This is a genomic window from Laribacter hongkongensis DSM 14985 (assembly GCF_000423285.1).
Classification (GTDB): Bacteria; Pseudomonadota; Gammaproteobacteria; order Burkholderiales; family Aquaspirillaceae; genus Laribacter; species Laribacter hongkongensis.
Map to the genome: position 1 here is coordinate 64,863 of NZ_AUHR01000003.1, position 23,962 is coordinate 88,824.

The 23,962-nt window shown below is 61.4% G+C and carries 19 protein-coding genes; 14 read left to right on the forward strand and 5 right to left on the reverse strand.

What is annotated here, in order from left to right; genetic code table 11:
* Positions 1-97 precede the first annotated feature (97 nt).
* The 7 genes from G542_RS0103265 (at position 98) to G542_RS0103295 (ending at position 7,431) form a co-directional block, all read left to right on the forward strand.
* On the forward strand, positions 98-1,309 hold the full coding sequence (locus tag G542_RS0103265; protein ID WP_027823362.1) for an aspartate aminotransferase family protein: 1,212 nt from the start codon (positions 98-100) through the stop codon (positions 1,307-1,309).
* Positions 1,310-1,329: 20 nt separating this feature from the next.
* Entirely contained in the window at positions 1,330-2,346 is a 1,017-nt protein-coding gene (astA, locus tag G542_RS0103270) for an arginine N-succinyltransferase (RefSeq protein WP_012697387.1), read from the forward strand.
* Entirely contained in the window at positions 2,343-3,380 is a 1,038-nt protein-coding gene (astA, locus tag G542_RS0103275) for an arginine N-succinyltransferase (protein WP_012697386.1), read from the forward strand. Before astA (G542_RS0103270) ends, astA (G542_RS0103275) begins: the two co-directional genes overlap by 4 nt.
* Positions 3,381-3,891: 511 nt before the next feature.
* Positions 3,892-4,821, forward strand: coding sequence for a branched-chain amino acid ABC transporter permease (locus G542_RS0103280; protein WP_012697384.1), 930 nt, complete (start codon positions 3,892-3,894; stop codon positions 4,819-4,821).
* Positions 4,822-4,837: 16 nt separating this feature from the next.
* Positions 4,838-5,950: an ABC transporter permease subunit gene (locus G542_RS0103285; protein ID WP_012697383.1), complete on the forward strand. Its 1,113-nt coding sequence runs from the start codon at positions 4,838-4,840 to the stop codon at positions 5,948-5,950.
* A gap of 3 nt (positions 5,951-5,953) precedes the next feature.
* Positions 5,954-6,724 (forward strand): ABC transporter ATP-binding protein, encoded by a 771-nt coding sequence (locus G542_RS0103290; RefSeq protein ID WP_012697382.1) that lies wholly within the window; start codon positions 5,954-5,956, stop codon positions 6,722-6,724.
* Positions 6,721-7,431 carry an ABC transporter ATP-binding protein gene (locus G542_RS0103295; protein ID WP_027823363.1) on the forward strand — a complete coding sequence of 237 codons (711 nt, stop codon included), beginning with the start codon at positions 6,721-6,723 and terminating at the stop codon, positions 7,429-7,431. The genes G542_RS0103290 and G542_RS0103295 overlap by 4 nt, the downstream gene beginning before the upstream one ends.
* Positions 7,432-7,508: 77 nt before the next feature.
* Here the strand turns inward: G542_RS0103295 and dut are convergent, their stop codons facing one another.
* Both dut and coaBC read right to left on the reverse strand, forming a co-directional pair.
* Entirely contained in the window at positions 7,509-7,958 is a 450-nt protein-coding gene (dut, locus tag G542_RS0103300) for a dUTP diphosphatase (RefSeq protein ID WP_012697380.1), read from the reverse strand.
* A 42-nt stretch (positions 7,959-8,000) separates the two neighbouring features.
* The gene (gene coaBC, locus G542_RS0103305; RefSeq protein ID WP_012697379.1) at positions 8,001-9,173 is read right to left on the reverse strand and encodes a bifunctional phosphopantothenoylcysteine decarboxylase/phosphopantothenate--cysteine ligase CoaBC; all 1,173 of its coding nucleotides are present in this window, start codon (positions 9,171-9,173) and stop codon (positions 8,001-8,003) included.
* A gap of 140 nt (positions 9,174-9,313) precedes the next feature.
* On the opposite strand from coaBC, the gene radC reads away from it, so the two are divergent.
* Entirely contained in the window at positions 9,314-9,994 is a 681-nt protein-coding gene (radC, locus tag G542_RS0103310) for a RadC family protein (RefSeq protein ID WP_012697377.1), read from the forward strand.
* Positions 9,995-10,003: 9 nt separating this feature from the next.
* On the opposite strand, the gene ntrC is transcribed toward radC, so the two are convergent.
* The 3 genes from ntrC to G542_RS0103325 all read right to left on the reverse strand — a co-directional run bounded on the left by ntrC (position 10,004) and on the right by G542_RS0103325 (position 12,997).
* Entirely contained in the window at positions 10,004-11,476 is a 1,473-nt protein-coding gene (ntrC, locus tag G542_RS0103315) for a nitrogen regulation protein NR(I) (protein ID WP_012697376.1), read from the reverse strand.
* Positions 11,473-12,537 (reverse strand): nitrogen regulation protein NR(II), encoded by a 1,065-nt coding sequence (gene glnL / locus G542_RS0103320; RefSeq protein WP_027823364.1) that lies wholly within the window; start codon positions 12,535-12,537, stop codon positions 11,473-11,475. The genes ntrC and glnL overlap by 4 nt, the downstream gene beginning before the upstream one ends.
* 61 nt (positions 12,538-12,598) lie before the next feature.
* Positions 12,599-12,997 (reverse strand): DUF4124 domain-containing protein, encoded by a 399-nt coding sequence (locus tag G542_RS0103325; RefSeq protein ID WP_162142323.1) that lies wholly within the window; start codon positions 12,995-12,997, stop codon positions 12,599-12,601.
* A 208-nt stretch (positions 12,998-13,205) separates the two neighbouring features.
* On the opposite strand from G542_RS0103325, the gene G542_RS15755 reads away from it, so the two are divergent.
* From G542_RS15755 to prmC, 6 genes are all read left to right on the forward strand, one after another.
* Positions 13,206-14,402, forward strand: a complete 1,197-nt coding sequence (locus G542_RS15755) for an autotransporter strand-loop-strand O-heptosyltransferase (protein ID WP_034984957.1) — start codon at positions 13,206-13,208, stop codon at positions 14,400-14,402.
* On the forward strand, positions 14,399-17,470 hold the full coding sequence (locus tag G542_RS0103340; RefSeq protein ID WP_081666720.1) for an autotransporter outer membrane beta-barrel domain-containing protein: 3,072 nt from the start codon (positions 14,399-14,401) through the stop codon (positions 17,468-17,470). Before G542_RS15755 ends, G542_RS0103340 begins: the two co-directional genes overlap by 4 nt.
* A gap of 848 nt (positions 17,471-18,318) precedes the next feature.
* The gene (locus G542_RS0103350; protein WP_027823367.1) at positions 18,319-19,596 is read left to right on the forward strand and encodes a Rid family detoxifying hydrolase; all 1,278 of its coding nucleotides are present in this window, start codon (positions 18,319-18,321) and stop codon (positions 19,594-19,596) included.
* 520 nt (positions 19,597-20,116) lie between these two features.
* Entirely contained in the window at positions 20,117-21,442 is a 1,326-nt protein-coding gene (locus tag G542_RS0103355) for a ferredoxin reductase family protein (protein WP_034984959.1), read from the forward strand.
* Positions 21,443-21,697: 255 nt separating this feature from the next.
* Complete coding sequence (mgtE, locus tag G542_RS0103360; protein WP_012697364.1) at positions 21,698-23,134, forward strand: magnesium transporter; 1,437 nt, start codon at positions 21,698-21,700, stop codon at positions 23,132-23,134.
* Positions 23,131-23,961 carry a peptide chain release factor N(5)-glutamine methyltransferase gene (gene prmC / locus G542_RS0103365; protein WP_012697363.1) on the forward strand — a complete coding sequence of 277 codons (831 nt, stop codon included), beginning with the start codon at positions 23,131-23,133 and terminating at the stop codon, positions 23,959-23,961. Before mgtE ends, prmC begins: the two co-directional genes overlap by 4 nt.
* The last annotated feature ends 1 nt before the right edge of the window (position 23,962 follow it).

The window sequence follows — 23,962 nt, forward strand, 5'->3', positions numbered from 1 at the left end:
CATTTCATGTGGCAAAGACAAGGGTTCCAGAGGCTTAACCAGAATTTCAATCATCAAAGCCATGGATGCCGGAGAATTGTTTTCAGGGGAATACAAGATGTCGCTGACTGTTACGCGTGCCACATTTGATGAAGTGATGGTGCCGAATTACGCACCCGCCGGATTTGTTCCGGTCAAAGGGCTGGGTGCCCGGCTCTGGGATCAGGATGGCCGGGAATATCTGGATTTTGCCGGTGGCATCGCAGTCAATTCCCTGGGGCATTGCCATCCGCAGCTTGTCGAGGCCTTGACCGAACAGGCCGGGAAACTCTGGCATGTTTCCAATGCCATGACCAACGAACCGGTATTGCGGCTGGCCATAAAGCTGACGGCCGCCACATTCGCCGAGCGGGTGTTTTTCTGCAATTCCGGCGCAGAAGCCAATGAAGCCAGCTTCAAGCTGGCCCGCAAATACGCCATGGATAACCATGGTGCAGGCAAGAACGTCATCGTGGCGACCCGCAACAGCTTTCATGGCCGGACGCTGTTTACGGTCTCGGTCGGCGGGCAGCCGAAATACGTGGAAGGTTTTGCGCCGGCACCGGCCGGTATCCGCCATTGCGATTACAACGACATTGCCTCGCTGGAAGCCGCCATGGGCGAGGACGTGGCCGCCATCGTGCTGGAGCCTATCCAGGGGGAAGGCGGGGTCTTCCCGGCTGATCCGGAGTTTTTGCGTGCAGCACGCGAACTGGCCGACCGCTACCATGCCTTGCTCATTTTTGATGAGGTGCAGACCGGCGCCGGCCGTACGGGCTCCCTGTATGCCTACATGCACTACGGTGTGGTGCCGGACATCCTGTCCAGCGCCAAATCGCTGGGCGGCGGTTTCCCGATCGGCGCGATGCTGACCACGGCCAAAGTCGCCGCCAGTTTCTCGGTAGGCACGCATGGTTCGACCTACGGCGGCAACCCGCTGGCGACGGCAGTAGCCGAGCGCGTGATCGATATTGTCAATACACCGGCTGTGCTGGATGGCGTAAAAGCCAAGGGCGAGCGGCTGGCCGCAGGGTTGCGGGCCATCGGTGAAGAGTTCGGGCTTTTTTCCGAAGTGCGCGGCATGGGGCTGTTGCTCGGAGCCGTCATGGCGCCGGCCTATGGCGGTCGGGCCAAGGATGTGGTCAAGGCTGCCGAGCAGCAGGGGCTGATGGTGCTGGTGGCCGGGGCCAACGTGGTGCGGCTGGCACCGAGCCTGGTCATTGATGATGCAGACCTCGACGAGGGTCTGGCCCGCTTGCGCCAGGCTGCCGTCCAGATGGCCCGACTGTAATCACGACTCAGGAGAAACGCATGCTACAGGTTCGTCCTGTCCGGGTGTCCGATTTGCCGGCACTGGAATGTTTTGCCGAGCAGAGCGGGGTCGGGATGACGAGCCTGCCAAGTGACCGGGAGCGGCTGTTCGGCCGCATCCGGCGCTCGATGGCTTCGTTTGCCAGTGATGCTGGCCGGCAGGGAGACGAAATTTATGTCTTCATGCTGGAGGATGAAGGTGAGGCCCTGGGGACTGCTGCCATTGTGGCAAGTGCCGGCCTGAACGAGCCGTTTTACAACTACCGCAACGAAACCCTGGTCCACGCAAGCCCGAGCCTGCAGGTCAATAACCGCATTCACGCACTCAACATGTGCCATGACCTGACCGGAGCGACCCAGCTGGATGGCTGCTTCGTGCCGTTTCCGGTTGCGGCCACGGTGAATTTCCTGTCCCGGGCCCGTCTTTTGTTCATTGCCTGCCAGCCCGAGCGGTTTGCGCCGCAAATGGTGGCTGAATTTCCCGGCTGGTGTGACGAGCAGGACCAGTCGCCGTTCTGGGAGGCGATCGGTCGCCGCTTCTTCAAGATGAGTTATGTGGAAGCCGAACACCTGATTTCCACCAAGAGCAAGACTTTCGTCGCCGAACTGATGCCGACGTATCCGGTTTACGTTCCGCTGCTGCCGGGGGCGGCCCAGCAGGTCATGGGACAGATCCACCCCCAGAGCGAGCTGCCGTTTGCAGCCCTGCTGCACGAGGGGTTTGAAGCCGAACGCTATATCGACATCTTTGATGGCGGTGCCGTGCTGACCGCTGATGCCCGCAATGTGGCCACGATTGCCGGCAGCCGGCGCTGGCCGGTGGTGATCTCTGCCAGCATGCCGACCAATCCGCATGTCTGGCTGGTCGCCAATGGCAAATCAGTGGATTTCCGGGTCGTGCAGACTCCGGCCTGCCTGTGGCATGGCCAGTTGTGGATTACGCCTGAGGTGGCAGAAACCTTGCTGGTCAGTACGTCTGACCTGGTATGTGCCATCCGTGAGGAGGTTGCAGCATGATGCTGATTCGTCCGGTCGAGCCTGGCGATCTTGATGCGCTGGTCGAGCTGTCCCGGGTCGCTGATGCCGGGCGCAGCATGTTGCAATCCAACATTGAACAGCTGTTTGTCCTGATCCAGCGTTCATGCCAGTCATTCGCCGGTGAGCTGGAGCTGGCTGACCGCCGCTATGTCTTTGCGCTTGAAGATGGCCAGACCGGCAAGCTGGCCGGTATTTCCGGGATCGAGGCTGCCCTGGGTCTGCGCGAACCTTGGTACAACTACCGGGTCGGTACCATCGTGCATGCTTCGAAGGAACTGGGAATCTATTCCCGACACGCCACGCTGTTTCTGTCCAACGATCACACCGGCTACAGCGAGCTGACGTCCCTGTTCCTGCATCCGGATTATCTGTCGGCGGACAGTAACAACCTGCTGTCAAAAGCCCGCTTTTTGTTCATTGCCCAATATCCGGAGCTGTTTGGCCCGGTGGTAACCGCTGAAATGCGGGGGTATCTGGACGCTGATGGGCGCTCCCCTTTCTGGGAGGCGCTGGGCCGGCATTTCTTCGGGCTGGATTTTGCGTACGCAGATTCTCTGACCAATGCCGGAGAAAAGGCTTTCGTGGCGGAACTGATGCCCAAGTATCCGGTGTATACCGATTTCCTGCCGCCCGAAGCCCAGTCCGTGATTGCCCGTACGCACGAAAACAGCCGGGCGGCCCGGGCCCAGTTTGAAAGTGAAGGGCTGCGGTTTGAAGGATATGTCGACATTTTTGATGCCGGCCCGACGGTACAGGCTCATGTCCAGGAGATTCGCGCAGTGCGTGAAAGCCGGGAGGTAAAAGTTAAATTTGTTGACTCTTTACCGGCCGGTGCCGTGTGCGACAAATGGCTGGTTGCCAATCATTTGCGGGAACAGTTCCGGGCAATCCTGATTGAAGCGCCGTTACCGGACTTCGGAGAGCTTCTGCTGTTGCCGGAGCAGGCTGCCCGCTTGCAGGTCAATGAAGGAAATCCGGTACGGATCGTGGCCTGCCAGCCTCGCTGGCCCTGATTTTTCGTCATTCCGGATTTTCGGTTTGCCGGCTGTTTGCATGTTCATGCCCTTTACGGGCATGTCTGTAAATACGCCGGCATTTTCATGTCCGCCACCCCTGTCTTTATTGCGGTGAAAATGCTTTTTTAGGTAAATATACTCATTGGTGGCAACCGTCCTTTGGGCAATATAATTGTCGGTCAATTTGTGGACATGCAGAATATCCACCTGACTCATCAGGTAAGTAGATATTTCATGCGCTAAATTGGTGCGTTTACGGCATGTCTATGCACGAAAACAGTTCATGTATTGGATTAAAGCACTTTAAAAGCGTTGTTATTTGGTAAATAGTGCTGTGAATAGTGTCATAATCCACAAAAATGCGCATAAAATCATCTTTGTTTCGTTGACAGTCAAGTATGGCCTCGGGATAATTCGCGGCGTTTCTGTCTGCAATAGACAGTAATCGCATATAACAAACGGTAGCGTTAATGGTTACGGCATCGCTATCGCGTCAGAGGAGAATCCTGTGGACATTCTGCTGCAACAAATACTGAACGGCCTCGTGCTGGGCAGTATCTATGCACTGATCGCCCTGGGCTACACGATGGTTTACGGCATCATGGGCCTGATTAACTTCGCCCACGGTGAAGTGACCATGATCGGAGCCATGGTCACCATCAGTGTGCTGGGTGTTTTTTCAAGCATGGGGCTGGCCTTGCCTGGTCCGGTGCTGGTGCTGATGGCATTGATGGTGGCGGTGCCCACCTGCATGCTGGTCGGTTTCCTGATCGAACGGGTTGCTTACCGGCCCTTGCGCAATGCGCCGCGTCTGGCACCGCTGATCACGGCCATCGGCCTGTCGATCGTGCTGCAAAACGTGGCCATCCTGATCTGGGGCCGGAACTACATCCCGTTCCCGTCGCTGCTGCCGCACAACCCGATTGATGTATTCGGTGCCAGCATCACCGACCTCCAGGTCGTCATCATCGTGCTGGCCATTGCCATCATGGCCGGCTTGCTGCTCATGACCGAAAAAACCAAGCTTGGCCGCGCCATGCGTGCGACCAGCCAGAATCCGGCCGTGGCCGGACTGATGGGTGTCAACGTCAACTCGGTCATTTCCGCCACCTTCGTGATCGGTGCCGGGCTGGGCGCGATTGCCGGCGTGATGGTGGCTGCCAACTATGACCAGGCGCACTCGCACATGGGCTTCATCATCGGCCTCAAAGCCTTTACCGCTGCCGTACTCGGCGGTATCGGCAACCTCGGTGGTGCAGTGGTCGGCGGCATCCTGCTCGGCGTGATCGAATCACTGGGTGCGGGCTATATCGGCAGCCTGACCGGTGGCTTCCTCGGATCGCACTATCAGGACATCTTTGCCTTTGCCGTGCTCATCCTGGTTCTGGTGTTCCGCCCGTCCGGCCTGATGGGCGAGCGTGTCGCCGAGCGCGCCTGATTCCGGAGACCCTTTCATGATGACTCTTTCCCGCAAGGCGCAGATCGCGCTGTTCATCCTCTGCGGCATCCTGCTGGCGGTCCTGCCGTTCCTGGTCGGCAAGACGCTGGGCAACTCTTGGGTGCGCACGCTCGATTTCGCGCTGCTCTACATCATGCTGGCGCTGGGCCTCAACATCGTGGTGGGCTTTGCCGGCCTGCTTGACCTGGGCTACATCGCTTTTTATGCCGTGGGTGCCTACACCTATGCGCTGCTCAACTCCCCGCACTTCGACATTTTCTGGGCGTGGTGGATGATCCTGCCGGTCGGCGCATTCCTGGCTGCCGTTTTCGGCATCATGCTGGGGACACCGGTGCTCAAGCTGCGGGGCGACTATCTCGCCATCGTGACGCTGGGCTTTGGTGAAATCATCCGGATCTTCCTCAACAACCTGAACGCTCCGGTCAACATCACCAACGGGCCTCAGGGGATCAACATGATCCGCCCGGTCGAAGTGGCTGGCGTGTCGTTGGGCAAGTCGCTCACTGTCATGGGCGTGACAGTCAATAGCGTTTACCTCTATTACTACCTGTTCCTGATCCTGACCATCCTGACTGTCGTGGTGTGCTCGCGCCTGCAGCATTCCCGTATTGGTCGTGCCTGGGTGGCCCTGCGTGAAGACGACATCGCAGCCAGCGCCATGGGGCTCAACATCCGCAACATCAAGCTGCTGGCGTTTGCCCTCGGGGCCACGTTCGGCGGTGTGGCCGGCGGACTGTTCTCGAGCTTCCAGGGTTTCGTGTCGCCCGAATCGTTCGGCCTGCTCGAGTCGATCATGGTGCTGTCCATGGTAGTGCTGGGCGGGATGGGGCATATCCCGGGGGTGATCCTTGGGGCCGTGTTGCTGACCGTGACGCCGGAAATCCTGCGTGACGTCATCGGCCCGGTGCAGATGATGGCGTTCGGCAAGATGCTGATCGACCCTGAAAACGCCCGCATGCTGCTGTTCGGTCTTGCCCTGATCCTCGTCATGCTGTTGCGTCCGGAAGGCCTGTGGCCGAACAAGCGGCGCAAGGCAGAATTCCACGACGCGATCGATGATGAAGTGCCTGCGGTGGATTCGCAGGCCGCTGATGGACTCAAGGGGTAAGCCATGGCGGAAACGCTGCTCAAAATCGAAGGCATCACCAAACGCTTTGGCGGCCTCGTGGCCCTGAATGAAGTGGGCCTCACGATCAACAAAGGCGAGATTTACGGTCTGATCGGCCCGAACGGTGCCGGCAAGACCACGCTGTTCAACGTACTGACCGGCCTGTACCAGCCGGACGAGGGCTCATTCACCTTCAACGGCCGGGATCTCTTTCGCAAGAAACCGCACGTGGTGGTGGAGGCCGGTATTGCCCGTACGTTCCAGAACATCCGTCTGTTTGGCGAGATGACGGCACTGGAAAACGTCATGGTCGGCCGGCATGTCCGGACGAAGGCCGGTGCCTTGGGCGCCATCCTGCGCGACCGTCGGACCATGGCCGAAGAAAAGGCCATTCGCCAGCGCTCGATCGAGCTTCTGGACTTCGTCGGCATCCGCAATGTCGCCAGCGAGCGGGCCAAGAACCTCAGTTACGGTCACCAGCGCCGGCTGGAAATTGCCCGGGCGCTGGCCACTGATCCGACGCTCCTGGCGCTGGACGAGCCGGCAGCAGGGATGAACCCGAAAGAGACCGAGGCGTTGCAGTTCCTGATGGAAAAAATCCGTAATCAGGGTGTGACACTGTTGTTGATCGAGCATGACGTCAAATTGATGATGACGCTCTGTGACCGCATTGCGGTGCTGGATTATGGCAAGAAAATTGCCGAAGGCCTGCCGGCCGAGGTGAAGAGCAACCCGCGCGTTATCGAAGCGTATCTGGGAGCGGCCCACGCATGAGTCTCTTGGAAGTCAAGAATCTGGAAGTGGCCTACGGCGGCATTCAGGCAGTCAAGGGCATCGATTTTCACATCGACCGGGGCGAACTGGTGACGCTGATCGGCGCCAACGGCGCCGGCAAGACCACGACGCTGAAAACGCTGGTCGGCATGGTCAAGCCGCGCAGCGGATCGATCCATTACGATGGTCACGACATCGCCAAAGTGCCGGTGTACGAATTCGTCAAACGGGGCCTGTCGCTGGTGCCGGAAGGGCGCGGCGTGTTTTCCCGGCTGACGGTCGAGGAAAACCTGCTGATGGGGGCGTATTACCGCTCCAAGGAGCCGACCCTGCAAGCGGAAATGGATAACGTCTACCAGTTGTTCCCGCGGCTGAAAGAACGCTACAAGCAACTGGCCGGCACCTTGTCCGGTGGCGAGCAGCAGATGCTGGCCATCGGCCGCGCCATGCTGGCCAAGCCCAAACTGCTGTTGCTGGACGAACCCTCGATGGGTCTGGCGCCGATCGTGGTGCAGAAAATCTTTGAAATCATCCGCATGATTTCCGAGCAGGGAGTCACCATCCTGCTGGTCGAGCAAAACGCCAAACTGGCGCTGGAGCATTCCGACCGGGGCTATGTGATGGAGTCGGGCCGCATCACCATGTCCGGTCCGGCAGACGAGCTGCTGGCCAGTGACGCCGTACGGGCTGCCTATCTGGGCGAATAACTGCCAGAAAGCACCAAAGCCGACGCCGCCAGTCAAATGGCGGCGTCGGCTTTGGCATGTGGGTAAAGCCGGGTGGCTTACTGGCGGCCGGTAGAACCGAAGCCGCCACTGCCGCGGCTGCTGGAAGTGAAGTCATCCACCACGCGGAAATCCACCTGCACGACCGGTACGATCACCATCTGTGCAATGCGGTCCAGCGGAGCAAGGCGGAAGGTTTCGTGGCCACGGTTCCATACCGAGACAAAAACCTGTCCCTGGTAGTCCGAGTCGATCAGGCCCACGAGATTGCCCAGTACGATGCCGTGCTTGTGGCCGAGTCCTGAGCGCGGAAGGATCATGGCCGCGTATCTCGGATCTTCCAGGTGGAGTGCAATCCCGGTCGGGATCAGTCGGGTTTCTCCTGGCCGGATTTCGGTTTCGGCATCGATGGCTGCGCGCAGGTCGAGCCCGGCAGAGCCGGGGGTGGCGTAAGCAGGTTGCTGGTCGGCAAGACGGGCATCAAGGATTTTCAGGTCAACAGTAGGCATGCAGGACGGTCCGGAATCAAAAAGACGGCCAGTTGCTCAGGATCAGAGCAGACGGGCCAGATGGGAGACAATGGCACGGGCAACATCGGGTTTGCCCATGCGAGGAAGGGGATGCTGGCCGCTGTCATCCAGCAGCACGACTTCGTTGTCGTCTGCTCCCATGGCACTTTGTGCCAGGTTGGCAACCAGCAGCGGCACGTTCTTGCGGCGGCGTTTTTCGTCGGCATAGCCCAGTACATCACGGCTTTCTGCGGCAAAGCCGACGCAGAACGGCGCATCGGAGCGGGCAGCCACCGTGGCAAGGATGTCGGGGTTTTCGGTCAGTGCAATCGAGGGCAGTCCGCCTTCGGTTTTTTTCAGCTTGTGTTCGCTGGTCACTTGAGGGCGATAGTCGGCAACGGCCGCCACGCTGATGAACACGTCCGCCATGGCGACATGCGCTTCGACTGCGGCCAGCATGTCGCGGGCTGACCGGACATTGAGGCATTGCATGCCATACGGCGTGCGCAGGGCTGTCGGGCCGCTGACCAGCGTCACCTCGGCTCCGGCATCCCGGCAGGCACGAGCCAGTGCGTAACCCATTTTGCCGCTGGAGATGTTGGTCAGCCCCCGGACCGGATCAATGGCTTCGAAGGTGGGTCCGGCAGTCAAAAGCACCCGGCGTCCGGCCAGCAGCTTGCTGGCAAAAAATCCCTGCAACAGGTCGAACAGGTCTTCCGGCTCCAGCATCCGGCCATCCCCGGTTTCGCCACAGGCCTGGGCGCCACTGCCGGGGCCGAACACGGTAACGCCGTCAGCCTGCAAGCGGGTCACGTTCCGCTGGTTGGGCGGGTTGTCCCACATCTGCTTGTTCATGGCCGGCGCCACGATCAGCGGGCAGGTACGGGCGGCAGCCAGTGTACTGACCAGATCGTCACACAGGCCGTGGGCCAGTTTGGCCAGCATGTCTGCCGTGGCCGGGGCAATCAGGAACGCATCTGCCCGGCGTGTCAGCTCGATATGGGCCATGGCATTACTGGGGCGCTCATCCCACTGGCTGAGGAAAACCGGCCGCCCGGAGAGAGCCTGAAAGGTGGTCGGACCGACAAAGCGGGTGGCCGCTTCGGTCATGACCACGTCGACGGTATGACCTGCCTTGACCAGCAGGCGCACCAGTTCGCAGGTTTTGTAAGCGGCTACGCCGCCCGTGACGCCAACAAGAAAGTGTCGCTGCATGAGATCAAAAGGTCCTGTTGCATTTTCGGTCGCGAGTGTAGCAGCCTGCCGGTACATCCGGCGACCCGCTACGCCGGCCGTTTTTCAGATTAATGACAAATGAATTAATCTGTCGGCCACCATTGACTGCGGATCCATTCATGAAAATCACCGACTGGCCGGCCTCCGAGCGGCCACGCGAAAAACTGCTGGCGCGCGGTCCTGAGGCACTGTCGGATGCCGAGCTGCTGGCCATCCTGTTGCGTACCGGCATGGCCGGCAAGACGGTACTGGATGTGGCCCGGCAATTGCTGCTGGAGGCCGGGTCGCTGGGCCGGCTGCTGTCGCGTCCGGTGACCGAGCTGGTGTCCAGTCCGGGGCTGGGGCCGGCCAAGGCTTGCGAGCTGGCTGTGGTGGCCGAACTGGCACGCCGGCTGCTCGCCGAAAAACTGCCGGTAGCCGATGCCCTGACCAGCCCGCAGGCCGTACATGACTACCTGCGGCTGGCATACGGCATGCGCGTGCAGGAGGTCGTGCTGTTGCTGTGTCTGGATGCCCGGAACCGCTTGCTGGCAGTAGAAGAAGTGGCGCACGGTACGCTGACCGAGTCCCGTGTCTATCCGCGTGAAGTCGTCAAGGCCGCGCTGCGCCAGCATGCCGTAGCGGTGATCCTGGCGCACAATCATCCGTCTGGCGACAGCGGTCCCAGTCTGGCAGACCGGGAGCTGACCGAAGCACTGGGCCGGGCACTGGCGCTGGTGGATGTGCGCCTGCTGGACCATTTGGTCATCAGCCGGCAGGGCTGCACTTCGTTTGCCGAGTGCGGCTGGCTGCCGGCCTGACGGCCGGATCTATTCCTGCTCGGTAACGTGGTCCATGCCCAGCTCCTGCACCTTGCGGGTAAGGGTATTGCGGCCGAGTCCCAGAAGATGTGCGGCTTCCACCCGGCGTCCCCCGGTGTGCGCCAGCGCCGTCCGGATCAGTGTGGTTTCGAATTCCCGTGTCAGGTCGTCAATGATGCCGGTTTCGCCCTGCCTGAGCCGCTGAGCAGCCACTTCGGCCAGCTGGCGGGTCCAGCTGCCGGTTCCGCTGGCCATGGACGGGGCGACCGTCCCTTGGGGAACGACCCCGGATTCGGCAGGAGGGATAGGGGTGACTGCGGTGTTGCGCCCGTGCAGCTCCGGCGGCAAGTCCACTGGCTCGACGGTCTGGCCGGGCGCCATGACCGTCAGCCAGTGACAGAGGTTTTCCAGTTCGCGTACATTGCCGGGAAAACCGTAGGCCACCAGTCCGCCCATGGCAGCCTCGGACAGGCGTTTGGCTTCGACGCCCAGGCTGGCCGCGCTTTTGGCGAGGAAATGCCGCATCAGCAGCGGAATGTCTTCGCGTCGCTCGCGCAGGGGGGGCAGGCGCAGGCGGATCACGTTCAGGCGGTGGAACAGGTCTTCACGGAACAGTCCCTGGCGCACCCGTTCTTCCAGGTTCTGGTGGGTGGCCGCAATCACGCGCACGTTGGCCTTGATCGGAGCATGGCCACCCACGCGGTAAAACTGTCCGTCGGACAAGACCCGCAGCAGGCGGGTCTGCAACTCGGTCGGCATGTCACCGATTTCGTCCAGGAACAGCGTGCCGCCCTCGGCCTCTTCAAACCGGCCGCGACGCTGGGCCTGGGCGCCGGTAAAAGATCCGCGCTCGTGGCCGAACAGCTCGCTTTCCAGCAGGTCGCGCGGAATGGCGGCGGTATTGATGGCGATAAAGGGTTTGGCCGCGCGGGACGAATGACGGTGCAGGGCCTGGGCAACCAGCTCTTTGCCCGAGCCCGATTCACCGGTGATCAGGACCGTGACGCTTGACTGGCTCAGGCGGCCGATGGCGCGAAAGACATCCTGCATGGCCGGAGCCTGCCCCAGCAATACCGGCAGGGGCTCGGGCGCATCGGGGGGCAGGTTGCCGCGGTTGGCTTCTTCGAGGGCGCGACGCACCAGCGTGACGGCCTGGTCGATGTCAAAGGGCTTGGGCAAATATTCAAAGGCACCGCCCTGAAAAGCCGATACGGCGCTGTCGAGGTCCGAATGGGCCGTCATGACGATGACCGGCAGCCCCGGATGCTGGCTTTTGATGCGGGCGAGGAACTTGAGCCCGTCGGTGCCCGGCATGCGGATGTCGCTGATCACCACCTGCGGCGTCACGTCATACATGGCGTTCAGGGCGTCGTCTGCGCTGACAAAGCTCTCGAATCCGATGCCGGCGCGCGACAGGGCTTTTTCCAGTACCCAGCGGATCGATTTGTCGTCGTCGATGATCCAGACGGGGGCATGGTTCATGGGGTTTTCTCCGCAAGGGGCTCCAGCGGCAGGCGGACGGTAAAGCAGGTCCGGCCCGGTCGGGAATCAAAATCAATGCTGCCTTGGTGTTGGTGAACGAATGTCTGGGCCAGCGTCAGTCCCAGTCCGGTGCCTTCGGCGCGGCCGGTGACCAGCGGATAGAACACATGGTCGCGGATGTCCGGCGGAATGCCGGGGCCGGTGTCGATGATTTGCAGTTCCAGCGCCAGTGCATGGCGGCGACGGGCCAGGGTGACCTGGCGTGCCACGCGGGTTTTCAGGGTGATTTCGCCCAGGCCGTGCATGGCCTGTACGGCATTGCGGGCAATGTTGAGCACGACCTGGATCAGTTGCTCGCGGTCGGCCGTCAGCAGCGGCAGGCTGATGTCGTAATCCCGGCGGATGACAAGTCCCTCGGGGTATTCGGCCTGCAGCACGCTGCGGACCCGCTCGAGGATCTCGTGGATGTTGACGTTGCTCTGGACATGACGCTGGTTGGGAGCCAGCAGGCGGTCAACCAGGTGTTGCAGCCGCAGGGCTTCATGCTTGATGACTTCAAGGTATTCGGCCAGTTCCGGCCGGTCGTCCAGTTCCAGGGCCAGCAACTGGGCTGCACCACGGATGCCGCCCAGCGGATTCTTGATCTCGTGGGCAAGGTTGCGGATCAGCTCGCGGTTGGCCTGCTGCTGGATCAGCAGGCGCTCTTCGTTGGCAATGCGGACCTGCTGGTCGATCGGCCGCAGTTCCAGCAGGGCGGCACAGCCGGCAACGTCAATCGGCGTAATGGCGCAGTACACATGCAGGTGCTGCTGGTTGACGGTGTCCAGGGACAGGTCGTGTTCGGCAAAACTGACATCCTGGCCGAGGGCTGCATCCAGTCCGCGCATCAGGGCTTCGGCCCGGCTGAACAGGCTCGGCAGCGTATGGCGCACCAGCTCGCGGCTGCCGAGTGCCAGCAGGTTTTCCGCTGCCGGATTGGCATAGCGTATGGCTCCCTGCCGGTCCACCGCCAGCAGGGCAGTATCAAGCAGGGCAAGACCGGCAAGAGCGGGATCGGACATGGGGTCGGAAACAGGGTTCAGGTGGCCATGACGGCAAGCAAGATGTTTGCCACCTTTGACTTTAACTGCCAAGTTCCTGGCGCAGCGCATGCAGGTTTTTCTCCCGTTCGGTGACTTGTGCTTCCAGCTCCCGCAGTTCGGCCGCAGGCAGTCCGGTACGCTGGCGTGCCTGTTGCAACTGCTGGCGGGCGTTGTCCAGTGCCCGGCTTTCATTGGCGAATTCTTCATTGAGGATGCGCCGGCGCTGCTGGTCCCGTGTCGACAGCGTCTGTTGCTGGCTGACCGGGCGGGATGCTGCTGCCGTGCCGTCGCCCCTGGGTGTGACCGGTGTCCGCGCCCTGGGCGCTGCGGGTGCCAGCCGGATGATCTGGCGGTCATTGGCCGGCGTGTTGGTATAGGTGACCTGTCCGTCAGTGTCGATATGCTTGTAGATCGGTGCCGCATGGGTGGTCCATGTCATGGTCATCAAAAGCAGGACGGGAAGGGCGGAATGCAACATGGCTGACAAGGCGGGCGATGGCAATGCCGGGATGATACGTGAGCCGCTGGTGCTGCGCCCATGCATCCATATGGTGCATGCCACAGGGGGGGCCCGGCTGGCAACGGTCACGCGGCTGGGCTAACACGGGAATCAGTCATACCGAAAATGCGTCTGCCGGCAAATCGTCATGTCCGACCCCTCTGCTTTTGTTGCGCCTGCCTCCATTCCCGTGCGGGAAGCCCCGCACGGTATCCGTTTTGATTTCAACCACGGCGCCCGGGTGCATCTGCCTCCCGGAGACTGGCAGGTGCGCCTGTCCGACGCCCGGACCCACAACACCCTGTTTGACACCCGGCTGGCCGAAGGCTGGGTCACCAGCAGCAAGCGCTATTTCGTACCGTTCCGGATCGAGGTGTGGCAGGCCGGACAGCTGGTATTCACGCACCGGCTCGATCTGGCCGGACAGGACGTACTGGTGCAGTTTCCGGTCGGTACGCTCGGAGACGTGCTGGGCTGGTTTCCTTATGCCGCGCGTTTTGCCGGCCAGCACGGTTGCCGGCTGACCTGCTCGATGGCTCCCGGACTGATCGGCCTGCTGGCAGACAGTTACCCGGACATCCGCTTTGTGCCGCCGGACGAACTGGATACCTCGGTTTTTTATGCCAGCTACTATCTCGGCCTGTTTTTTGGCGACGACGAAGGCTGCTACCAGCCGGCCGATTTCCGGCTGGTGGGCCTGCACCGTACGGCAGCGCATATCCTGGGTGTGGACGACCAGGAAGAGCCGGCGCGGATCAGGCTGCCGGATGACAGCCGTCCGATTGCCGAACCCTATGCCTGTATCGCGGTACAAAGCACCACGCAATGCAAGTACTGGAACCATCCCACCGGTTGGCTGGAGGTAGTCCGGCATTTGCGCAATCAAGGGCTACGGGTGGTGTGCATCGACCAGAAGGCCTGTCATGGCGCCGGCCTGACGTGGACCACCCTGCCGCATGGCTGCGAAGACCTCACCGGAGACCGCCCGCTGCCTGAGCGGGCCCGCTATCTGCGGCATGCCGCCTGTTTTGTCGGGCTTTCCAGCGGGCTGGCCTGGCTCGCCTGGACGATGGGCACTCCGGTCGTGATGATCAGCGGCTTTACGCATCCACAGAACGAATTCCGGACACCGTTCCGCATCTTCAACCATCACACCTGCAACAGCTGCTGGAACGATGGGCGCCTGACATTCGACCATTCGGATTTTTTCTGGTGTCCGCGCCACCGGGATACCCCGCGGCAGTTCGAGTGTTCGCGACTGATCCAGCCGGAGCAGGTGATTGATGCCCTGAACCGCATTCCCGTTGAGGCCACGATCCGGCCACAGGTCCGGAGGTTGGCATGAAACCGGTTGCCGTGCGTCCGCTGCGTCCATGCTGCCGCCCAGCGTGGTGGCTGCGACTTCTGGGAGGCGTGGTACCCCTGTTGCCGGCAATGCCGGCAGTGGCAGATTTCACGACTCCGGTTACCTCGGCCGTCAGTGGCCAGACTGTTCCGGCGGGCAGTGCGCAGAGCGTACTGGCCGGCGGCACGGCGACTGGCGGTCAGGTTGGCGGTACCCAGACCATTTTCAACGGCGGGCAGGCACGCGACGTCACCGTCCTGTCGACCGGGCTGCAAGTGGTGTCGTCTGGCGGGTTGGCCAGTGGCAGCGAAGTGCAGCAAGGACGGGTACGGGTGGAGTCAGGCGGCGTCGGCTCCGGCCTGCACATTGTCGGCGGCGTGCTGGATACTGCCGTGGGTGCACGCACCTACAACAGCGTGGTGGATGGCGGACGGGAAGACCTGTCGGGCGAGAGCTACTCGGCGCAGGTGAATGCCGATTCGATCCAGTTGCTGTATCCCGGCGGGCTGGCGGTATCGGCTACCGTCAACAGCGGAGGCGTCCAGTCGGTCCTGTCTGGCGCGCGGACCCGCCAAAGCATCATCAATGCAGGCGGACAGCAGCAGGTGCTGGGCGATGCCGATTCCACCCTGGTCAATGGTGGCGAGCAGACGGTGGGCTCCGGGGGCATTGTTTTCGGTACGACCGTGATCAATGGCGGACGGCAAACCGTGTCATCTGGCGGTACGGCCGGCAATACCCTGATTACCCTGGGCAGCCAGGACGTGCTGGCCGGAGGTTCGACCGGCTCGACCACCCTCGGCGCCGGGGCTGACCAGTCGGTAGCCGGCTTTGCCCGTACAACCGATATCCAGACCGGCGGGCGGCAGTTCATCCTTTCCGGTGGTGTGGCCGAATTTACCTCGGTGACGGGCGGTACCCAGCTGGTTTCCAGTGGCGGGGTGGCCAGCAACACGACTGTCAGCCGCGGTTTGCAGACCGTGCTCGGCGGTGGAATGGTGTCCAGCACGACGGTGGCAGGCGGCGCTGACCAGGTGGTGGAAGGGCAGGCGACGTCGACCACGATCCAGGGCGGCCGGCAGTTTGTGCAGTCTGGCGGTATTGCCAGCCACAACGTGCTGAATGGCGGCAGCCAGACCGTGTCGGCGGGTGGCCTGGCCGTGGACAACCAGATCACGCAGGGCAGCCAGTTTGTCCTGTCCGGGGGCGAAACGCGCAATACCACCGTGTTGTCCGGCGGGCGCCAGACCATTTCTGCCGGCGGGCTGGCGCAAGACGTGACCGTGGACGGCGGCCGGGTACTCAACAACGGCGGGGTGATCAACGGGCTGGACATCATTGGCTCCGGCGATCAGGTCACGCTGGCCGCCGGAACGCTGTCCGGTACCGTGACCCTGGCCGGCAGCGACAACGTGCTCAACCTGCAGGGTGGTACGCTGGCCGGCAATCTGGCTGTTACCGGCAGCGGCAACCGGCTGGGGCTGGGCAATGTTGCGTTGCCGGGGCTGACGGTGCGCGACAGTACGGGCAACAATGAGCTGGTGGTCCTGCAAGGCGCCCGGCTGCTGGCCGGTACGGCGTCACTCAATGGCGGCTCGCTGGCCAGCGGAGCGCAGGACTGGCAGAACTGGGGGCAGATACTGGTGCAAGGCGGGGGCGAGCTGACGCTGGCCGGGCGGCTCGGCTTTGCCGGTCCTGCCGGCACCATGACCGTGTCGGGTACGCTGATTGCACCGGCCGGCAGCGAAGTGGCAGGCAATCTGGTCAATGCCGGTACGGTCACCATGCAGGGTGCCGGACCGGCTTTTGGTTCCTTGCAGGTGGCGGGCCAGTATCACGGTGCCAACGGCGTGTTGCAGGGTGATGTATCGGCGCAAAGCGGGCTGGCCGACACGCTGGTCGTGCAGGGCAGCCTGTCGGGTACGACCGGGCTGTCGCTGGCCAATGACGGGTCGCGCGGACAGCTGGGGGAGTCCATCCTGTTTGCCCGGACCGGCGCCGGCAGTACCGGCAGTTTTGTGGCGGCCAATCCGCTGGGGCGGGCCACACCGGGTGACCTGCGCCTGCGCGGCAGTCCGTATGTCTGGGAGATCGTCCGGCAGGGCAATGACTGGTATCTGCAATCGCCGGCAAAACCGGCACCCAGCGCGGTGCCCGACCGCCTGTTGCCGGAAATTCCGGCATACGGCACCTTGCCGGCCCTGTCCGGCCTGATCTGGCAGGGTAATCTGGCCTCTCTGGGGCAGCGGCTGGATCATGCCCCCTCGCCGGAGCGGGACGTCTGGCTGAAGGTGGACGGCTTTCACTGGCAGCAGGATGCCCGCTACGGTTTCTCCTTTGACGGTGAAGCAGCTTCACTCACCGGAGGAATCGGGCGCAGTGGCGAGCTGGGGCAGGGCCTTCGCTGGCGGGCCGGTGGCATGCTGGCCTGGAATCGCGGCTGGCTGGAGGCCAACGGGCAGGGGCTGGTGACTCCGTCGATGGCGCGCTCGTACATTCATCTCGACAGCCTGCAGCTCGGTGCATACGGCCAGCTGGAAGACGAGGCCGGGCGTTTTGTCCGGGGCGTGCTGCTGGCCGGGCGGGAACGTGCCCGGATTTCAACCGAAGACCACTATTTCAATGCCTTGTATGCCACCGTGGCAGGCGTGCACCTGGCCGTGGGGCAGCGCTGGCAACTGGCACCGGGCTGGGTGGTCAGTCCCCAGTTGAGCGGCGGGTATGTCAACTTCAACTGGAGCCTGGTGGACGACAGCATTACCGGCCGGTATGTCGATACCGGCCATGCCTACGGTGCGGCAGCCGTCCGGCTGGAACGGAACCTGACTCCTCAAAGCCAGATATGGCTGCGGATTGGTGCCACTCATGAGTTCGGCAGCCGGCCCGCGCTGGAGTTGACGGCACCGGCTGTCTATCTGCCGGCAGCCGGCCCGCGTAACAGCTGGCAGGGGCAACTTGGCTACCAGCATGATTTCCGTCAGGGCAGCCTGTATGTGCAGGCTGGCGGCTCGTACGCACCCGGACAACAACTGTGGCGGGCCGAGGCGGGCTGGCAGTGGCACTGGTAAAGGTCTGGGTAGCCCGCTTTGGCCCAAGCCTGGTTGTACGGAGCGTTTGCTATGGTCCGAAGCAGGGCGTTGTGACGCGAGGAAGCGGCCGATGTTGCGGCAGCAAGGGCTCAAAGGATGTCTGGCCTGTGCGACACATGGCCGGTACTGGATAGTCCTGATGACCAGGCAGGGAATCAAGGAAAGCAATATTGATCTTGATGGGGTGCAGCCGGTTTTGGCAGCCAGGCAGGAACCGGTATCGGCAGGGAGCTGCGCGCCAGTATCAAAACTGCATGGCAGGCCGCAGGTAATCCGGCCGGGTATTCCGGGAAACACCATACGCCAGCACGAATAAATGCCAAAGGATTTAAAGTGTTTGTATGGTTATGTCTGCTGACCGGTGGATTTTATGTTTTTAAATAAATCGTATCGAAGGTAACGATCAATAACATCAATTGGCAGGTTTTTCTGCTCCGGTATTTATGACGTAAAAATTAAAATATCCGGCCATTCATGTATTACATACGATTTCTGGTTCATGGCCGTATTTTTGTGGATGTTTTTTGCAATGTATATGCGATTTTTATACATAAAATACATGCCCATCATATTGATATACATTGCGAGTAACAATGGCGACTCCTTGTAAATCCATGGCGATTCTTTATATTGACTTGCATGCACCCCGTAACTATATTGCCTCTCTCTTGTAGGTTCAGAATCACTTCCCGGCATTTGCAATGCCTGCACTTGCACAGATTCAATATCTGTTGCCCGGATAGAATCGCGACAATCGCAGCTGAATGAAATTCAATGGCCTTTTGTCGCGCAACCCTCGAATTCCAGCAAAAAAGGTGAGTATTACTATGAGTGGCTATAACGCAGTTCTGGCACGCAATACGCAAAACGCCCCTAAAGCAATCGGCCCGTATTCGCAAACCGTGGCTTTTTCGCATTACAACAATCTTTCGGCCCAACTGCCGGTTGATCCGGCATCCGGCAAGCTGGTGGCTGGTGGCGTGAAAGAGCAGGCCGAGCAGTGCTTCAAGAACATCAAGGCCGTGGTTGAAAGCATCAACCACGTCATGGACGATGTTGTCCGCATCACCATTTTTGTCAAGAACATTGCCGATCTTGACGCTGTCAGCGCAGTCTACAAGACGTTCTTCACCACCGGATACGTGCCGGCCCTGACCACGGTTGCCGTGGCTGCCCTGCCGATGAATGCCCTGGTCCAGGTCGAAGCCCTGCTGTCGAACGGCGAAGGCACCATCCCCAACGCACCGCAAGCCGGCGACCTGATCAAGATCGCAAGAAACACCGCTGCTGCACCGCAAAGCCCGCTGTCCACCCAGACCGTGGCCTTCTCGCACTACAACAACATTTCCGCCCAGCTGCCGATCGATCCGAAGACCGGCAAACTGGTTGCCGGTGGCGTGAAAGAACAGGCTGCCCAGTGCCTGCGCAACATCAAGAATGTCCTGGAAGGCATTGATGTTCCGTTTGACGACATCGTCAAGATCAACATCTTCCTGATGAACCTGTCGGACCTCGAAGCCGTCAACGAAGTCTATACGACCTTCTTCCCGGATTCGGCCATCGCCCGTACCGTGGCTTATGTCCCGGCACGTACCGCCGTGGAAGTTGCCGGCCTGCCGATGAACGCCCTGGTGCAGATCGAAGCCGTGGTTTCGCATGGCGACGGTACTCCTCCGCAAGCCGTTGAAGACCGTCACGGCATCGTCATCAAGCCGAACAACACCGACAAGGCTCCGAAGTGCGCACTGTCCACCCAGACCGTGGCTTTCTCGCACTACAACCACATCTCGGCCCAGCTGCCGGTGGATGCCAAAACCGGTGAACTGGTTGCCGGTGGCGTGAAGGAACAGGCCGCCCAGTGCCTGAGCCACATCAAGGCCATCGTGGAAAGCATCGGCCACAAGATGGATGACGTGGTCAAGGTCAACGTGTTCGTGAAGAACATCGACGACATGGCTGCCGTGGACGAAGCTTACGCTACGTTCTTCCCGGGCTATGTGCCGGCACGCCGTACCGTTGGTGTGGCCAACCTGCCGAAGGGCGCCCTGGTCCAGATCGACGCCGTGGTTTCCCACGCCGAAGGCACCCCGCCGAAAAAGGCCTGAGCCGCATCGGGCAAGTGACCGTCATGGTTGCTTGCTGATCCGGTGGCCTGCCTGAGCGCAGCCCGCCGCAGACGAAAAAGAAGCTGAAATCCTTTCAGCTTCTTTTTTTGTTTTTGGGCGTCTGCTAGTCATGCGCATTTTCGTCCGGCATCCGGTGGAAATGGGCCGCGTCTGTTGCAATTCGCTGCGCGTGTCGCGGGCTCCGGATCAGCCAGGATCCATGCAGAACACCGGACAAAGGGCCGGTCAGGTCAGGTTTCCTGAGCCGGACAGGAAAAGGGCCAATCCGGAAGGCTGCGGCAGTGATCCGGCAAGACAGCCATGGCGACAAGCTTCCGGAGTACCGTCCGAAGCCAGCGATACGCATGATGCCGTTTTGACCGGAACCCTGGCTGATCAGGGGCTGGTCTGCCTGGCGGGTAATCCATCTTCATTTCAGATTCACTCCACAATGCTTTCATAGTTGCCGCTTAGATTAGTCAATGAAGTTGTTCAATTGAGCATGAATCAGGGGCATAACATGAAAATCAAAAATCACCCGTTAATCTGGGGCGGAGCTGTCATCGTGCTGGCCTATGTGGTCAGCCGGGCCATGGTCGTGAGCTGGCCGAACGATTTCTGGGCCTGGCGGAAAGAGGTCGTGCTGCTGAGCGGCGTCATCATGCTGGCAGCCATGGCGACGGCCGGTGTGCTGGCTTTGCGTACGCCATGGCTGGAACAGCAGCTGGGCGGGCTTGACCGGACTTACCGTCTGCACAAATACCTCGGCATCACGGCCGGTGTCATGCTGGCCGTACACTGGCTCACCGAACTTTCTCCGGGCACGCTGATCGACTGGGGCTGGCTGGCGCCACGCGTGAAGGGGCCGAAAGGTCCTCAAGCCACCGACCTGCTCAGCACCCTCAAGGGGCCGGCCAAGGATTTTGGCGAATGGGCTGCCTGGGCCATGCTGGCGCTGGTACCGCTTGCCTTGTGGAAGGCGCCGTACAAGCCGTGGCGGCTGGTGCACAAGGCCATGGCCGTGATTCTTGCCATGGGTGTATTCCACGGTCTGGTGCTGTTGCCACGCAATCACTGGTTGACCCCGGTGGGGGGGCTGATGCTGGTGATCGTGGTGGCTGGTGCCGTTGCGGCAGTCTGGTCACTGACCGGCCGGATCGGCCGCCAACGGCAGAGTGCAGGCGTGATCAGTGCCATTGACCGTCCGGCTCCGGATACCTTGCAGCTGACCTGTCGCCTGGATCATGACTGGGCCGGACATGCCGCAGGACAGTTTGCTTTCCTTACGCTGGACGCCGGCGAAGGAGCCCACCCCTTCACCATTGCTTCGGCCGATCATGGCGATGGCGAAATCCGCTTCGTGATCAAGGCGCTGGGTGATTACACCCGCAAGCTGGCCCAGAAGGTCCAGGTCGGGCAGAAAGTACGTGTCGAAGGTCCGTACGGTGCCTTCCATCTGCCGGAGGCTGATGGTCACCGTCAGGTCTGGGTAGCAGGGGGTGTGGGAGTGACGCCGTTCATGGCATGGCTGGATGCGCTGGCGGCGCGTGGCGAAAAGCGGACCGATGTGGATTTTTGCTACTGTGTGCCGAACCGGCGTGATGCCGTGGCGCTGGACGAGCTGCAACGCAATGCCGAGCGTGTCGGGGTCCGGCTGCATGTGTTTGCTTCCAGGGAAGGTGAGCGGCTGGGGGTGCAACATCCGGTGTTTTCCGAGCGGGACCAGGTCCGGCCGCGCGTGTGGTTCTGTGGCCCGGCCCGGCTGGGGGATGCCTTGAAAACCGGTCTTATGCAAAAGGGATTTGCGGCTGACAGTTTTCACCACGAGGCATTTGATTTCCGTTAACCGGTCCTGATGCCGCTTTTTCCGGAAATGCCGGCATTCATCAAAACTTCATGACTCAAGGGGCCGTGCTGGCTGGTCAGCACGGCCCCTTGAGCGTTACAATCCGCGCCTTCGGTGTAATTGCCGGGCGCCTGAAACCGTCCGACACGACCATGGACTTACCCAGTACCCCATCCCTCCCGCTTTTGAGAATCCTATCCCCGCACTAACGTGCTCCCGGCGTCATCGCCCACGGGGCACGGGAGATGACGCGCAATGACGATTGATACCAGACAAGACTACCTCCAGGCCAGCCTGGCACAAGTGGTGCAGCTGCTGAACCGCATGCGCCTTGTGGAAGACCTCGTGCACAAGCAGAACATGCCGCGCCACGAACTGGTCGAAAACCTGGTCCACAAGCAGCACCGCAACGAGCTGGCCAAAAAGCTCGACCAGCTGCACCCGGCCGACGTGGCCTACATCCTTGAAGCACTGCCGCTCAACGACCGTTTACTGGTCTGGGACCTCGTCAAGGCCGACCGCGACGGTGAAATCCTGCTGGAAGTCTCCGACGCCGTCCGCGAAACCCTGATCGAGTCGATGGATCGTGAAGAGCTGGTGGCTGCGGCCGAACAGCTGGACACGGACGAACTGGCCGACCTGGCGCCGGACCTGCCGTCGCAGGTGGTGTACGAAGTGATGGGCGGGCTCGATGTCAAGGAGCGTGCCCAGCTGGAAAGCGTCCTCTCCTACGAAGAGGACCAGGTCGGCAGCGTGATGGATTTTGATCTGGTCAAGATCCGTGCCGATGTGTCGCTGGAAGTGGTATTGCGCTACCTGCGCCGCTTTGAAGAGCTGCCGGACCACACCGACAAGATTTTCGTGGTGGACGAGGCCGAAACCCTCGTAGGCGTGCTGCCCCTCAACAAGCTGCTGATTTCCGATCCGGAAACCGAAGTCGCCGAAGTGATGGCGCGCGATGTCGTGACCTTCCTGCCGGAGGACGATGTCGGCGATGCCGCCCAGGCATTCGAACGCTATGACCTGGTATCTGCTCCGGTGGTCAACCTCAACCACACCCTGATCGGCCGCCTGACCGTGGACGACATGGTCGACTACATTCGCGAAGAATCCGAAAGCGAAGTGTTGAGCATGGCCGGTCTCAAAGAGGAAGAAGACCTGTTTGCCAGCGTGTGGGATTCAGTGCGCAACCGCTGGGCGTGGCTGGCCATCAACCTGTGCACGGCCTTTGTCGCCAGCCGGGTGATCGGCGCATTCGAAGGTGCCATCCAGAACCTGGTGGCGCTGGCAGCCCTGATGCCGATCGTGGCCGGTATCGGCGGCAATTCAGGCAACCAGACCATCACCATGATCGTGCGTGCACTGGCCATGGGGCAGATGCAGCTGACCCAGGCCTGGCGCCTGTGGCGCAAGGAGCTCGGGGTCAGCATCATCAACGGTCTGGTCTGGGGCGGCATCCTTGGCGTCGTGGCTTGGCTGTTGTATGACAGCCTGCCGCTGGGACTGGTGATGACGGCTGCCATGACCCTCAACCTGATGTTGTCGGCCACCATGGGGGTGATGATTCCGACCCTGATGCAGAAATTCGGCCGTGATCCGGCCCTGGGGTCCAGTGTGCTGATTACGGCCTGTACGGACTCGGGGGGCTTCTTCATTTTCCTGGGACTGGCCAGCGTATTCCTGATGCGATGAAGGTTCATACCATTGGCGGCCTGCTGGCCGGTTGCGGGCTCGACAGGCTCGATGCCCATCTGCTGCTGGAGCAGGCCAGCGGCCTGTCGCGTACCCGGCAGATCACCTGGCCCGAACAGGAAGTTCCGGAAGAAACGGCGCAGCGTTTTCTGGCGCTGGCAGCCCGCCGGCTGGCCGGCGAGCCGGTGGCGTATCTTCTGGGTGTGCGGGAATTTTTCGGACGTGATTTCCGGGTGACACCGGACACGCTGATTCCCCGTCCGGAAACGGAACATCTGGTCGAATTTGCCCTGACGCACCTGCCGCCGGCCGGGCGCATGCTGGACCTGGGAACCGGCAGCGGCGCCATTGCCGTGACGGTGGCGTGCGAGCGCCCGGATGCCCGGGTCACGGCGCTGGACGTGTCTGCTGCGGCCCTGGCGGTTGCACGCAGTAACGGACAGCACTTGCAAGCGCAGGTCCGCTGGCTGGAGTCCGACTGGTTTTCGGCATTGCCGGCCGAAGAGCGTTTCGAGCTGATCGTTTCCAATCCACCCTATATCGCTGCCGGTGATCCGCATCTGGAGCAGGGAGACCTGCGCTTCGAGCCGGCCAGTGCCCTGACCGATTTTGCCGACGGCCTGGAGGCCTTGCAGGTTCTGGCAACACAGGCGTGCCACTTTGTGACGCCAGGCGGCTGGCTGGCGGTCGAGCATGGCTACGACCAAGGAAAAGCCTGCCGGGCACTGTTTGCCGGGGCAGGCTGGCTGTCGGTCTCTACCTTGCCGGATCTGGCCGGGCTTGACCGCGTGACGGTGGGCCAGTGGATGGCCACGACCGCTGTTTGAG

What these genes read in the sequence shown, in the direction of transcription:
- G542_RS0103265 (WP_027823362.1), top strand. Translation starts at nt 98, where the DNA reads ATGTCGCTGACTGTTACGCGTGCCACATTTGATGAAGTGATGGTGCCG.
- astA (WP_012697386.1), top strand. Translation starts at nt 2,343, where the DNA reads ATGATGCTGATTCGTCCGGTCGAGCCTGGCGATCTTGATGCGCTGGTC.
- coaBC (WP_012697379.1), bottom strand. Translation starts at nt 9,173, where the DNA reads ATGCAGCGACACTTTCTTGTTGGCGTCACGGGCGGCGTAGCCGCTTAC.
- ntrC (WP_012697376.1), bottom strand. Translation starts at nt 11,476, where the DNA reads ATGAACCATGCCCCCGTCTGGATCATCGACGACGACAAATCGATCCGC.
- glnL (WP_027823364.1), bottom strand. Translation starts at nt 12,537, where the DNA reads ATGTCCGATCCCGCTCTTGCCGGTCTTGCCCTGCTTGATACTGCCCTG.
- G542_RS0103290 (WP_012697382.1), top strand. Translation starts at nt 5,954, where the DNA reads ATGGCGGAAACGCTGCTCAAAATCGAAGGCATCACCAAACGCTTTGGC.
- G542_RS0103295 (WP_027823363.1), top strand. Translation starts at nt 6,721, where the DNA reads ATGAGTCTCTTGGAAGTCAAGAATCTGGAAGTGGCCTACGGCGGCATT.
- astA (WP_012697387.1), top strand. Translation starts at nt 1,330, where the DNA reads ATGCTACAGGTTCGTCCTGTCCGGGTGTCCGATTTGCCGGCACTGGAA.
- G542_RS0103325 (WP_162142323.1), bottom strand. Translation starts at nt 12,997, where the DNA reads ATGACATGGACCACCCATGCGGCACCGATCTACAAGCATATCGACACT.
- G542_RS0103285 (WP_012697383.1), top strand. Translation starts at nt 4,838, where the DNA reads ATGATGACTCTTTCCCGCAAGGCGCAGATCGCGCTGTTCATCCTCTGC.
- G542_RS0103340 (WP_081666720.1), top strand. Translation starts at nt 14,399, where the DNA reads ATGAAACCGGTTGCCGTGCGTCCGCTGCGTCCATGCTGCCGCCCAGCG.
- mgtE (WP_012697364.1), top strand. Translation starts at nt 21,698, where the DNA reads ATGACGATTGATACCAGACAAGACTACCTCCAGGCCAGCCTGGCACAA.
- G542_RS0103350 (WP_027823367.1), top strand. Translation starts at nt 18,319, where the DNA reads ATGAGTGGCTATAACGCAGTTCTGGCACGCAATACGCAAAACGCCCCT.
- G542_RS0103355 (WP_034984959.1), top strand. Translation starts at nt 20,117, where the DNA reads ATGAAAATCAAAAATCACCCGTTAATCTGGGGCGGAGCTGTCATCGTG.
- prmC (WP_012697363.1), top strand. Translation starts at nt 23,131, where the DNA reads ATGAAGGTTCATACCATTGGCGGCCTGCTGGCCGGTTGCGGGCTCGAC.
- G542_RS15755 (WP_034984957.1), top strand. Translation starts at nt 13,206, where the DNA reads ATGTCCGACCCCTCTGCTTTTGTTGCGCCTGCCTCCATTCCCGTGCGG.
- radC (WP_012697377.1), top strand. Translation starts at nt 9,314, where the DNA reads ATGAAAATCACCGACTGGCCGGCCTCCGAGCGGCCACGCGAAAAACTG.
- dut (WP_012697380.1), bottom strand. Translation starts at nt 7,958, where the DNA reads ATGCCTACTGTTGACCTGAAAATCCTTGATGCCCGTCTTGCCGACCAG.